This is a genomic window from Deferrisoma camini S3R1 (assembly GCF_000526155.1).
In the GTDB taxonomy this organism is placed as follows: Bacteria; Desulfobacterota; Deferrisomatia; order Deferrisomatales; family Deferrisomataceae; genus Deferrisoma; species Deferrisoma camini.
The window spans coordinates 3,932,726-3,945,000 of record NZ_JAFN01000001.1; the positions used below are offsets into that span (position 1 = coordinate 3,932,726).

Sequence of the window (12,275 nt, forward strand, 5' to 3'; positions counted from 1 at the left end):
ATCGATGCGGCTGATCCTTTTGGGCCCCCCGGGGGCGGGCAAGGGAACCCAGGCGAAGCGGCTGATCGAACGGTACGGGATTCCCCAGATCTCCACCGGCGACATCCTGCGGGCGGCCGTGCGCGACGGCACGGACCTGGGGAAGAAGGCCAAGCAGTACATGGACGCGGGCAAGCTGGTGCCCGACGAGGTGGTGATCGGGATCATCGAGGAGCGTCTGCAGGAGGCCGACTGCGCCAACGGGTTCATCCTGGACGGGTTCCCCCGCACCGTGGCCCAAGCCGACGCCCTGAACCGGGTGTTGGCGAACCTGGGCCAGGCCATCGACCACGTGGTGAGCATCGAGGTGCCCGACGAGGAGCTGGTGGAGCGGCTCACGGGGCGGCGTACCTGCCGGGGTTGCGGCGCCATGTACCACGTGAAGTTCTCGCCCCCCAAGGCCCAGGGCGTGTGCGACAAGTGCGGCGGCGAGCTGTACCAGCGCGACGACGACCGGGAGGAGACGATCCGGGCCCGGTTGAAGGTCTACCACGAGCAGACCGCGCCCCTTGTGGAGTACTACGAAAAGGCGGGCCTGCTGCGCCGCATCCCGGGCCAGGGCAGCGTGGACGAGATCTACGCGCGGATCGAGGGGGTCCTGGGGGGTTGATCGTCCTGAAATCCCGGGCCGAGATCCGGGCCATGGGGCGGGCCAACCGGATCGTGGCCGAGATTCTGGCCGCGGTGAAGCAGGCGGCCAAGCCGGGGGTGACCACCTGGGACCTGGAGACCCTGGCCCGGGCCGAGATCCGGCGGCGGGGCGTGAAGGCGGCGTTCCAAGGGGTGCCGAACCTCAAGGGGGAAGCGTTTCCCTGCGTGCTGTGCACCTCGATCAACGACGAGGTGGTCCACGGCATCCCGAGCCCGTCGCGGGTGCTGCGGGACGGCGACCTGCTCAGTGTGGATTTCGGGGTGGTGGCCGACGGGTTTTACGGCGACGCGGCGTTCAGCGTGTGTGTGGGCAGGGGGGCGCCCCGGGCCGAGCGCCTGATCCGGGTGGCCGAGGAGGCGCTGGAGGCTGGTATCCGGGAGGCCCGGCCGGGTCGGCGGGTGGGGGACATCTCGGCCGCGATCCAGGGGGTGGTGGAGGCGGCCGGGTTCTCCGTGGTACGGGAGTTCGTGGGCCACGGCATCGGGCGGTCGCTCCACGAGGAGCCCCAGGTGCCCAACTTCGGCAGCCGGGGCTCCGGGGTACGGTTGCGGCCGGGCATGGTGCTGGCCCTGGAGCCGATGATCAACGACGGGGGGGTGGGGGTGGTGGTGGACCGTGACGGCTGGACGGCCCGCACCCGGGATGGGAGTCTCGCGGCCCATGCGGAGCACACCGTGGCGATCACGGAGCGGGGCCCGTTGGTGTTGACGCGATTGACGTAGCGAGGACGAACGGCCATGGCGAAGGAAGAGGCGATCGAGGTCGAGGGCACGGTGGTGGAGCCGTTGCCGAACGCGATGTTCCGGGTGGAGCTCGACAACGGCCACAAGGTGCTGGCCCACGTGTCGGGAAAGATGCGCAAGTACTTCATCCGCATCCTTCCGGGCGACCGGGTCACGGTGGAGCTGTCGCCCTACGATCTCAGCCGCGGCCGGATCATCTATCGCAAGAAATAGCCTGGACCAAGGAGAGGCTAATGAAAGTGCGACCGTCGGTGAAGCGGATCTGCGACAAGTGCAAGATCATCAAGCGCAAAGGCGTGGTGCGCGTGGTGTGCGAGAACCCGCGGCACAAGCAGCGTCAGGGCTGAAGGAGGTTGACCTGTGGCACGTATTGCTGGTGTGGATCTGCCGAAGAACAAGCGGATCGAGATTGCGCTGACCTACATCTACGGCATCGGGCGCACGAGCGCCCAGAAGATCCTTCAAGAGGCCGAGGTCGACGTCAATAAGAAGACGGACCAACTCGACGACGAAGAGGTCAACCGGATCCGGCGGATCATCGACGCGAAGTACAAGGTGGAGGGCGACCTGCGGCGTGAGGTGCTGGGCAACCTGAAGCGCCTGATGGACCTGGGGTGCTACCGGGGCCTGCGCCACCGGCGAGGTCTGCCGGTGCGGGGGCAGCGCACCCGGACCAACGCCCGGACCCGCAAGGGCCCCCGTCGCCGCTAGTCGGCCCGGACGCCCCTTAGGAAACGAACGGAGGACCCATGGCAAAGGGATCGAGTCGGCGCACCAAGAAGGTCCGGAAGAACATCCGGGACGCGGTGGCGCACATCCAGAGCACGTTCAACAACACCATCATCACGATCACGGACCCGGGCGGGGCCACGATCGCCTGGTCCAACGCCGGCGTGGCGGGGTTCAAGGGGTCGCGAAAGAGCACCCCCTTCGCGGCCCAGCTCGCGGCCCGGGACGCGGCCGAAAAGGCCATGGAGCACGGCGTGCGCAACATCGCCGTGCTGGTGAAGGGGCCCGGTTCCGGCCGGGAGGCCGCGGTGCGGGCCCTGGCGGCCGCCGGCCTGAACATCACTTCCATCAAGGACGTGACCCCCATCCCGCACAACGGGTGCCGGCCGCCGAAGCGGCGCCGGGTGTGATCGCGTAGGAACCCAGAGGAGGATCCATCTTGGCCAGGTATCGCGGAGCGGTCTGCCGGCTGTGCCGGCGTGAACGCATGAAGCTGTTTCTGAAGGGCGACCGGTGCTACACCGACAAGTGCGCCGTGGAGCGCCGGAACTATCCCCCGGGCCAGCACGGCCAGGGCCGTCAGAAGGTGACCGAGTACGGCCGGCAGCTGCGGGAGAAGCAGAAGGTGCGCCGGATCTACGGCGTGCTCGAGGGCCAGTTCCGGCGGTACTTCCAGGAGGCGGACCGGCGCAAGGGTGTCACCGGCGAGAACCTCCTGCGGCTCCTGGAGTGCCGGCTCGACAACGTGGTGTACCGGATGGGGTTCGCCGTCTCCCGCAACCAGGCGCGGCAGCTCGTGCGGCACGGGCACTTCGAGGTGAACGGCCGCAAGGTGAACATCCCCTCGTTCCAGACCAAGCCCGGGGACGTGGTGACGGTGCGGGAGAAGAGCCGGAAGATCCCGGCGATCCAGGAGTCGTTGGAGGCGCTGGGGAGCCGGGGCACGGCCCGGTGGATCGAGGTGGACCCGAAGGCGTTCCAGGGCACGGTGAAGGAGTGGCCGGAGCGCGAGGACATCACGCTGCCGATCGAAGAGCACCTCATCGTGGAGCTGTACTCCAAGTAGGGGCCCCCTGGGGCGTTACCTGGGGTAGCTGCGGAGGGTGAATATCTTGAGGGAACGGAACTGGCAAGAGCTGATTCGACCGAAACGGATCGAGGCGGACGAGGCGACCCTCACCGACCGCTACGGCAAGTTCGTGGCGGAGCCGTTGGAGCGGGGGTTCGGCACCACCCTGGGCAGCGCGCTGCGCCGGGTGCTCCTCTCCAGTCTCCAGGGGGCCGCGATCTGTCAGGTGCGGTTTGAAGGGGTGCCCCACGAGTTCAGCACCATCCCCGGGGTGAAGGAGGACGTGACCGACATCATCCTGAACCTCAAGGAGGTGCGGTTCCGGGCCCACACGGACAAGCCCAAGCGGATCCGCGTGAAGCGCACGGGCCCGGGCGAGGTCACGGCCGGGGACCTGGAGGTGGGCAGCACCCTGGAGGTGCTCAACCCCGACCACCGGATCGCCACCCTGTCGGAGGGGGCGGTGCTCGACGCCGAGATGGTGGTGAAGGTCGGCAAGGGCTACGTCACGGCCGACCGGATGCGCGACGAGGACATGCCCATCGGCTGGATCGCCATGGACGCGGTGTTCAGCCCCATCGAGAAAGTGAACTTCCGGGTGGAGCAGGCCCGGGTGGGGCAGCGGACCGACTACGACAAGCTGGTGCTGGAGGTGTGGACCGACGGGAGCGTGCGCCCGGCCGACGCCGTGGGGTACGCCGCCAAGATCCTCAAGGAGCAGGTTCAGGTCTTCATCAACTTCGACGAGGACGAGAAGCCGGTCGCGCACGCCGAGGGCACCGAGGGGGCGGAGGAAGGGTACGCTTACAACCCGAACCTCGACCGCAAGGTGAGCGAGCTGGAGCTGTCGGTGCGGGCCGCCAACTGCCTGAAGGCCGCCAACATCCGGTACATCGGCGAGCTCGTGCAGAAGACCGACGCCGAGATGCTCAAGACCAAGAACTTCGGCCGCAAGTCCCTCAACGAGATCAAGGACGTGCTGGCCACCATGAATCTGCATCTGGGGATGAGCCTCCCGGGCTGGACTCCGCCCGAGGAGGGGGCCCTGGAGGAAGACGCCTGATTCCACGGACAAAAGGGGTTAGACCATGCGTCATCGCAAGTCGGGCCGCAAGCTGGGCCGGGACACCGCCCATCGCAAGGCGATGCTTCGGAATCTCGTGACCTCCCTGATCGAGCACGGGAGGGTCCAGACCACGGACGCGAAGGCAAAGGAGGCCCGCAGGGTCGCCGAGAAGCTGATCACCCTGGCCCGCCAGGGCACGCTCCACGCCCGCCGCCAGGCCCTCGCCTACGTGCGCGGCCGCGACGCGGTGGCGCGGCTCTTCGAGGTGGTGGCTCCCCGTTACCAGGATCGGCCGGGCGGGTACACCCGGATCGTGAAGCTGGGGTACCGCCGGGGCGACAACGCACCCGTGAGCCTGCTGGAGCTGGTGGACGGCCCCTACGCCGGCGACGGGGAGCAGGAGGCGGAGGCTGCCACCTCCGAGTAGCAGGGGCTCCGCGAGGAGCGTCGTCGAAAACGCGACAGGGGCAGGCCCGAGGGCCTGCCCCTGTTCTTATTGTGCGCCGCTGGGGCCTGCGTCAATCCGCGGCCCGGCGCAGGGCCTCGTAGATCCCGGCCACCTCGTCCCGGAGGGAGGGATCGAGGTCGTAGGGGCTCACCCCCTCGCGATCCGCCTCCCGGATCGAATCGCGAAGGCGCAGGTGCCCCAGGACCGGCATCGGGGCGACCCCTTTCGCGATCACCTCCTGGTCTTGCGGATCGCGGATCTTGTTCCCCACCACCATCACCCGACGGACCCCCAGGTCCGAGGCGAGGCGGCGGATCTGGTGGGCGGTCTGGATGGCCCGTTGGCCGGGTTCCACCACCACCACGAACGCGTCCATGCTCTCGGTGCTGCCCCGGGCCAGGTGCTCGAGCCCGGCCTCCATGTCCACGATCACGGTCTCGCCCCGCCGCACCATCAGGTGGCGCATCAGCACCCGCAGAAGGGTGCTCTCGGGGCACAGGCACCCTCCACCGCCCTTCGGCACGGTGCCGAGGGTGAGGAGCTTCACACCGTTGTGCTCGAGGCAGAATCGGTCCGGGATGTCGTCCACCTTGGGGTTGAGCTTGAACATGCCGCCCATGGTGCCGGGCTGGGCGCCCGTGCGCTCGGCCACCAACTCCTTCATGGCGGCCAGGGGCTGCACCTCGCCGAGCCGCTCGGGCGGCACCCCCACGGCCGAGGGAAGGTTCGAGTCGGGGTCGGCGTCGATGGCGAGAACCGTCTGACCCTGGTCTGCGAGGTACCGGGCGAGGCAGCCGGCGAGGGTGGTCTTGCCCACCCCACCTTTGCCGCTGATGGCGATTTTCATCAGGAGTTCCTCCGTCCATGCGTGAGCAGGCTGGTGCGGTTGTCAGCCGGGGCTAGATACCACCGGGGTCTCCGGGCTGTCAAAACCAGGGGCGCTGCTTTACGGACCGGCCGGAGCGCTGATAGACTCGCGCCTTTCCCAAAAACGGGCGGTTTTCCGGGGGCGGGGCAAGGAACCTACGGTTCAGGGGCCAGTTTTCAGAGTCGGCTCCGGTAGGCCGCGAGGCGGCCTGGCGAAGGAGGAGCTTGAACCGATCCCCGCGCAGTTTCGGTGGTGGAGGCATGGGGTCTCAGGAACCGGAACTCAGCGGACAGGAAACCTCGAAAAGCAGTTTGGGTTCCCGGGGGGATCCTCTCGGGGAACCGAAGAGCCTTCTCCCTGGCCACCGACTTCTGAATCCTGGTTCCTGAAACCCATGCCTCCCGGCTCCGATGCCGAGGCGAGCCTTCGACCGACGACCGACGACCAACGACCGACGACCGAAGTTATTTAGGAGACCGGACGAGGTGAGCGAACGCTGGGTCGGGGCGGACCTCGGGGGGAGCAATCTGCGGGTGGCCCTGCTGGACGGCGAGCACCGGGTCGTGCGCCGGTGGCGGTGCGCCGTGGGGCACCTGGCCGGGGGCGGGGTGCTGGACGCGCTGCGCGAGGGGGTTCGGGCGGTGGCAGGGTCCGAAACGGTGCGGGGCGTGGGGGTGGGGGTTCCCGGACTGGTGGACCCGCTCAGGGGCTCAGTGAGGGTGGCGCCCAACCTGTCCGGGTTGTCCGGAGTGGCCTTGGGGCCCGATCTGCAGAGGGACCTCGGCGTGCCGGTGTGGGTGGAGAACGACGTGAACGCCATCGCCGTGGGGGAGTGGGCGCGGGGTGCCGGGCGCGGGGCGCGCACGGTGCTGGTGCTCACCCTGGGCACGGGCGTGGGCGGCGGGCTGATCCTGGACGGGTCTCTGTACCGGGGCCCGGACGGAAGCGCCGGCGAGGTGGGGCACATGCCCCTCTACCCTCGGGGACCCCGGTGCGCCTGCGGGGCCCGGGGCTGCCTGGAGATGTACGCCTCGGCCACGGCCGTGGTGCGGGCGGCACAGGCGAGGGGGGCGCCTGCCGAGGGGGGCGCCCTGTCGGTGGCGCGGGCGGCGCGGGCGGGCAACCGGGCCGCCCGGCAGGTTCTGGCCCGCGCCGGCAGGGCCCTGGGGGTGGCGGCGGCCGGGCTGGTCAATCTGCTGAACCTGGACCGGATCGTGGTCGGAGGGGGGCTCGCGGGGGCGTGGGACCTGCTGGAACCCCACGCCCGGCGGGAACTGGAGAGACGGGCCTTTGCCGTGCCCTTGGAGCGGTTCCGCTGGGGACCGTGGAAACTGGGGGACGACGCGGGCGTGGTGGGGGCCTCTATTTTGGCGAGGGAGAGTCTGGGTTTATGACGCCGCAGGAACGGATCCGAAATTTCAGCATCATTGCCCACGTGGACCACGGAAAGTCCACGCTCGCCGACCGTCTCATGGAGCGAACCGGCGCCGTGTCGCAGCGGGAGGTGCGCGAGCAGATGCTCGACACCCTGGAGATCGAGCGGGAGCGGGGCATCACGATCAAGGCCCAGACGGTCCGGCTGTCCTACCGGGCGTCGGACGGCGAGACCTATGTGCTCAACCTGATCGACACGCCGGGGCACGTGGACTTCTCCTACGAGGTCTCCCGGAGCCTGGCCGCCTGCGAAGGGGCGGTGCTGGTGGTGGATGCGAGCCAGGGGGTGGAGGCCCAAACCCTGGCCAACGTGTACCTGGCCGTGGAGAACGACCTGGAGATCGTGCCGGTCCTGAACAAGATCGACCTGGAACGGGCCCGCCCGGACGAGATCAAGGCCGAGATCGAGGAGGTCATCGGCCTGGATGCGAGCGACGCCATCTTGGCCAGCGCCAAGAAGGGGATCGGTACCGACGAGGTGCTGGAGGCGATCGTCCGGCGGATTCCCCCGCCCCGGGGCGAGCCCGGGGGGGCCCTGCGGGCGCTGATCTTCGACTCCTGGTACGACGCTTACCAGGGGGTGGTGGCCCTGGTGCGGGTGGTGGACGGCCGTATCGCCAGGGGGAGCCGTATCCGGTTCATGGCCACGGGGCGGGAGTACGACGTGCTCAAGGTGGGGGTGTTCGCCCCCCAGGCCCGGGAGACCGAGGCCCTGGCGGCCGGTGAGGTCGGCTTCGTGATCGCAGGGGTGAAGGAGGTCCGGGAGGTCAAGATCGGCGACACGATCACCGAGGCCCATCGGCCGGCCACCGACCCGCTGCCCGGGTTCAAGGAGGTGCGGCCCATGGTGTTCAGCGGGCTCTACCCCCAGGACTCGGCCGACTACGACTCCCTGAAGGACGCGTTGGAGAAGCTTCGGCTCAACGATGCGAGCTTCCGGTTCGAGCCCGAGGTGAGCCAGGCCCTGGGATTCGGGTTTCGGTGCGGGTTCCTGGGGCTGCTCCACATGGAGATCGTGCAGGAACGCCTGGAGCGGGAGTTCGGCCTGGATCTGATCACCACGGCGCCCACGGTGCGGTACCGGGCGGTCCAGACCGACGGCACCGTGACCGAGGTGGAGAACCCGGCCAGCCTGCCGCCGGCGAACCGGCTGGCCCGCATCGAGGAGCCGTTCGTGCTGGCCACGATTCACGTGCCCGACGCGTACCTGGGCGACGTGATGAAGCTGTGCATCGAGCGCCGGGGGGTGCAGCGCAACCTCCTGTACCATGGCAAGCAGCGGGTGCAGATCGAGTTCGAGCTGCCCCTGAGCGAGATTGTGATGGACTTCTACGACCGGCTAAAGACCGTGTCCCGTGGGTACGCCTCCCTGGACTACGAGTTCCTCGAGTACCGGGCCTCCGATCTGATCAAGCTCGACATCCTGGTCAACGGCGAGCCGGTGGACGCCCTGAGCGTCATCGTCCACCGGGACAAGGCGTACCACCGGGGCAGCGCGTTGACCCGGAAGATGAAGGAGCTGATCCCGAGGCAGCTGTTCGAGGTGAGCATCCAGGCCGCCATCGGGTCCCGGGTGATCGCCCGGACCAACGTGAAGGCCCTCCGGAAGAACGTCACCGCCAAGTGTTACGGCGGCGACATCACCCGGAAACGCAAGCTCTTGGAGCGACAGAAAGAGGGCAAGAAACGGATGAAACAGGTGGGCCGGGTCGAGATTCCCCAGGAGGCGTTCTTGGCCATCTTGAAAGTGGGTGACGAATGAGTGAGGAATTCACAGAGCGGAAACGAAGGGCGTATCTCTGGGGGGGAGCCGGCCTGCTGGTGTTGGGGGGGGGCGCGGCCCTCCTGAACGCGTTCCTGCCGGTGCCGACGTACCAGAAGCTCAGCTGGATCCTGGTGGGGTTCTTTCTGGTGGCCGGTGCCGGAGGGGTGGGGGTGGCCCTTGGGGCGCTTCCCCAGACGGGAAAGTTGGTGGAGTACGGCGAGGCCCTGGTGGTGGCGATCTTGCTGGCCGTGGTGATCCGGGGCGGCGTGGTCCAGGCCTTCAAGATCCCTTCCGGCTCCATGCTTCCCACCCTGCAGATCGGGGATCACCTGTTGGTGAACAAGTTCCTCTACGGCATCCGCATCCCCTACACCGACAAGCGGGTGTTCCGGATCCGTGCGCCCCGACGGGGGGACGTGGTGGTGTTCGCCTACCCGGTGGACGACACCAAGGACTTTATCAAGCGCATCATCGGCGAGCCCGGCGACAGGGTGGAGATCCGGAACAAGAAGATCTACATCAACGGAAAACCCATCGACGACCCCTGGGGCGTCCACGTGGATCCGGTGACCCTGCCGGAGGGGTTCGAGCGGCGGGACAACTTCGGGCCGGTCAAGGTACCGCCGGGCCAGTACTTCGTCATGGGGGACAACCGGGACCGAAGCTACGACAGCCGGTTTTGGGGGTTCGTGGAGGACGCCCGGATCCGGGGCAAGGCATTCATCCTGTACTGGTCCTGGGACCCGGAGCGCCACTTTCCCCGGTTCGGGAGGATCGGCCACCTGATCCGGTGAGCCCCCCCACCCTGGGAGATGGGGCTCGGGGCCGGGTCTTCGGGCCCACCCCCGTTTTCTTCTTCCCGCGGAGGGGGGAGACAAAACCGGCGTGGCGGTTGAGGGTTTTGTGCCGCTGGGGCCGGAGGGGCGGTCCGACGGTTCCGAAAAGTGACGATGAGGCGTAAAAAGGGCGTTGACAGTCGGACGACGGGGGGGTATAAAGCGCGCTCTCGCGGCGGGGGGGAAGGGGCCGCGGGGGATGGGGGGAGGAAAAAAGGCGTTGACAGGGTGGGGGGGATGGGATAGAGTTAGCGCTTGCCCCGGCCGGACCGGGGCGCTTCGATCTTTGAAAACCGAATAGCGAAGGGGCTCACAGCCGGTTGTGTCGAGCGACCGAACGCACGAGCAGGTGCGAGCCGAAGGGATTAAACTGGAGAGTTTGATCCTGGCTCAGAACGAACGCTGGCGGCGTGCCTAACACATGCAAGTCGAGCGCGAAAGCTTGCCTTCGGGCGGGTGAGTAGAGCGGCAGACGGGTGAGTAACACGTGGGTAACCTGCCCCTGGGTGGGGGATAACCACTCGAAAGGGTGGCTAATACCGCATGGGGCCCGACTTCTGCGGGAGTTGGGTCAAAGGCCCTTCGGGGTCGCCCGGGGAGGGGCCCGCGGCCGATTAGCTAGTAGGTGGGGTAAGGGCCCACCTAGGCGACGATCGGTAGCTGGTCTGAGAGGATGATCAGCCACACTGGTACTGAGACACGGACCAGACTCCTACGGGAGGCAGCAGTGGGGAATATTGCGCAATGGGGGAAACCCTGACGCAGCGACGCCGCGTGGGTGATGAAGGCCTTCGGGTCGTAAAGCCCTGTCAGGTGGGAAGAACCCTGCACTTTGGGTGCAGCTGACGGTACCACCAGAGGAAGCACCGGCTAACTCCGTGCCAGCAGCCGCGGTAACACGGAGGGTGCGAGCGTTGTTCGGAATTACTGGGCGTAAAGGGCGCGTAGGCGGCTTGGCAAGTCTGATGTGAAAGCCCGGGGCTCAACCCCGGAAGTGCATCGGAAACTGCCAGGCTTGAGTCCGGAAGAGGAGGGCAGAATTCCCGGTGTAGGGGTGAAATCCGTAGATATCGGGAGGAAAACCAGTGGCGAAGGCGGCCCTCTGGGACGAGACTGACGCTGAGGCGCGAAAGCGTGGGGAGCAAACAGGATTAGAGACCCTGGTAGTCCACGCCGTAAACGATGGGTGCTTGGTGTGGGGGTCGTATCGGACCTCTGTGCCGGAGCTAACGCGATAAGCACCCCGCCTGGGGAGTACGGTCGCAAGACTAAAACTCAAAGGAATTGACGGGGGCCCGCACAAGCGGTGGAGTATGTGGTTTAATTCGATGCAACGCGAAGAACCTTACCTGGGTTTGACATCCCGCGCCATCTCTGGAAACAGGGAGTTCCCTTCGGGGACGCGGAGACAGGTGCTGCATGGCTGTCGTCAGCTCGTGTCGTGAGATGTTGGGTTAAGTCCCGCAACGAGCGCAACCCCTGTCCCATGTTGCCAACGGGTGAAGCCGGGCACTCTTGGGAGACTGCCGGCGTCAAGCCGGAGGAAGGTGGGGATGACGTCAAGTCATCATGGCCCTTATGCCCAGGGCTACACACGTACTACAATGGCCGGTACAAAGGGCAGCGAACCCGCGAGGGGGAGCGAATCCCAAAAAGCCGGTCCCAGTTCGGATTGGAGTCTGCAACTCGACTCCATGAAGGCGGAATCGCTAGTAATCGCGGATCAGCATGCCGCGGTGAATGTGTACCCGGGCCTTGTACACACCGCCCGTCACACCATGAGAGCCGCTTGTACCAGAAGTGCGTGGGCCAACCCGCAAGGGAGGCAGCGTACCAAGGTATGAGTGGTGATTGGGGTGAAGTCGTAACAAGGTAGCCGTTGCGGAAGCAGCGGCTGGATCACCTCCTTTCTAAGGAAGAACGTTGGTCTTCGGGCCGACGGAAGTAAGGAAGAAGACTCGCACGCGAGCGTGCGGGAGGGAGCGAGGCACGACCGGCGACCCTTCGCTGTTTGGTTTTGAGGGATCGAGAGGCCCCCTGGGAAGGGGGCTTTGGGATCTTTGACACGGAGCAGACGTGGACAAACGAGCGGGCCTATAGCTCAGTTGGTTAGAGCGCACGCCTGATAAGCGTGAGGTCGGTAGTTCAAATCTACCTAGGCCCACCATCTAGAAACTAGAGACTAGAGGCTAGAAACTAGAGGCGAGGGAGGGCGTTTCTGGTCTCTGGTCTCTTCGAGAGCCGTCTCGTGTGTTGGGGGGGGGGAGGCGAGGCGGCACGAAACTAGGGACTAGAGGCGAAGGGCTGGAAGCGGCGGGAACGCCGGTTTCGGTGCGCCCCACCGGGGCCACGAGGTGTGTGGGGGGTCTTCTAGTCTCTAGTCTCTAGTTTCTAGTATCTAGATGGGGGCGTAGCTCAGTTGGGAGAGCGCCGGCTTTGCAAGCCGGAGGTCATCGGTTCGAGCCCGTTCGCCTCCACCAGTCTAGAAACTAGAGACTAGAAACTAGAAACTGGAAACTGGAAACTAGATTTTTCTGGTCTCTGGTGTATAGATATGGAGCTGGGGAGGTGGGAACGAAGAGAAGCGGCAGCGGGTTTGCCGTTGTCTAGTCTCTCGTTTCCAGTC

13 protein-coding genes, 2 tRNA genes and 1 rRNA gene are annotated in these 12,275 nt (G+C 66.6%); 15 read left to right on the forward strand and 1 reads right to left on the reverse strand.

All coding sequences use genetic code 11. The annotated features are described in order from the left end of the window. Positions 1–4: 4 nt before the first annotated feature. The 9 genes from DEFCA_RS0117330 to rplQ are packed head-to-tail and all read left to right on the forward strand — an operon-like array spanning position 5 to position 4,725. A complete protein-coding gene (locus DEFCA_RS0117330) occupies positions 5–649 on the forward strand; it encodes an adenylate kinase (RefSeq protein WP_025324268.1) in 645 nt (214 codons plus the stop codon). Next, complete coding sequence (gene map, locus DEFCA_RS0117335; protein WP_025324269.1) at positions 646–1,413, forward strand: type I methionyl aminopeptidase; 768 nt, start codon at positions 646–648, stop codon at positions 1,411–1,413. Before DEFCA_RS0117330 ends, map begins: the two co-directional genes overlap by 4 nt. Positions 1,414–1,428: 15 nt before the next feature. Then, on the forward strand, positions 1,429–1,647 hold the full coding sequence (gene infA / locus DEFCA_RS0117340) for a translation initiation factor IF-1 (protein ID WP_025324270.1): 219 nt from the start codon (positions 1,429–1,431) through the stop codon (positions 1,645–1,647). Positions 1,648–1,667: 20 nt separating this feature from the next. Next, a complete protein-coding gene (gene rpmJ, locus DEFCA_RS0117345) occupies positions 1,668–1,781 on the forward strand; it encodes a 50S ribosomal protein L36 (protein ID WP_025324271.1) in 114 nt (37 codons plus the stop codon). Positions 1,782–1,794: 13 nt separating this feature from the next. Continuing rightward, complete coding sequence (rpsM, locus tag DEFCA_RS0117350; protein WP_025324272.1) at positions 1,795–2,145, forward strand: 30S ribosomal protein S13; 351 nt, start codon at positions 1,795–1,797, stop codon at positions 2,143–2,145. Between the two features lie 38 nt (positions 2,146–2,183). Continuing rightward, on the forward strand, positions 2,184–2,573 hold the full coding sequence (gene rpsK / locus DEFCA_RS0117355) for a 30S ribosomal protein S11 (RefSeq protein WP_025324273.1): 390 nt from the start codon (positions 2,184–2,186) through the stop codon (positions 2,571–2,573). A 29-nt stretch (positions 2,574–2,602) separates the two neighbouring features. After that, a complete protein-coding gene (rpsD, locus tag DEFCA_RS0117360; protein ID WP_025324274.1) occupies positions 2,603–3,229 on the forward strand; it encodes a 30S ribosomal protein S4 in 627 nt (208 codons plus the stop codon). A gap of 46 nt (positions 3,230–3,275) precedes the next feature. Then, complete coding sequence (locus tag DEFCA_RS0117365; protein WP_035802955.1) at positions 3,276–4,295, forward strand: DNA-directed RNA polymerase subunit alpha; 1,020 nt, start codon at positions 3,276–3,278, stop codon at positions 4,293–4,295. Positions 4,296–4,320: 25 nt separating this feature from the next. Continuing rightward, positions 4,321–4,725: a 50S ribosomal protein L17 gene (gene rplQ / locus DEFCA_RS0117370; protein ID WP_025324276.1), complete on the forward strand. Its 405-nt coding sequence runs from the start codon at positions 4,321–4,323 to the stop codon at positions 4,723–4,725. 91 nt (positions 4,726–4,816) lie between these two features. On the opposite strand, the gene DEFCA_RS0117375 is transcribed toward rplQ, so the two are convergent. After that, entirely contained in the window at positions 4,817–5,593 is a 777-nt protein-coding gene (locus DEFCA_RS0117375; protein ID WP_025324277.1) for an ATP-binding protein, read from the reverse strand. Between the two features lie 506 nt (positions 5,594–6,099). On the opposite strand from DEFCA_RS0117375, the gene DEFCA_RS0117380 reads away from it, so the two are divergent. From DEFCA_RS0117380 to DEFCA_RS0117405, 6 genes are all read left to right on the forward strand, one after another. Beyond that, positions 6,100–7,008 carry an ROK family protein gene (locus DEFCA_RS0117380; protein ID WP_025324278.1) on the forward strand — a complete coding sequence of 303 codons (909 nt, stop codon included), beginning with the start codon at positions 6,100–6,102 and terminating at the stop codon, positions 7,006–7,008. Next, a complete protein-coding gene (gene lepA / locus DEFCA_RS0117385) occupies positions 7,005–8,810 on the forward strand; it encodes a translation elongation factor 4 (RefSeq protein ID WP_025324279.1) in 1,806 nt (601 codons plus the stop codon). Before DEFCA_RS0117380 ends, lepA begins: the two co-directional genes overlap by 4 nt. Next, on the forward strand, positions 8,807–9,607 hold the full coding sequence (lepB, locus tag DEFCA_RS0117390) for a signal peptidase I (protein ID WP_025324280.1): 801 nt from the start codon (positions 8,807–8,809) through the stop codon (positions 9,605–9,607). Before lepA ends, lepB begins: the two co-directional genes overlap by 4 nt. 409 nt (positions 9,608–10,016) lie before the next feature. Further along, positions 10,017–11,559: ribosomal RNA gene (locus DEFCA_RS0117395) — 16S ribosomal RNA — on the forward strand. Positions 11,560–11,739: 180 nt separating this feature from the next. After that, positions 11,740–11,816 (forward strand) — tRNA-Ile (locus tag DEFCA_RS0117400). 237 nt (positions 11,817–12,053) lie between these two features. Beyond that, positions 12,054–12,129, forward strand: a tRNA-Ala gene (locus DEFCA_RS0117405). Positions 12,130–12,275: the final 146 nt, after the last annotated feature.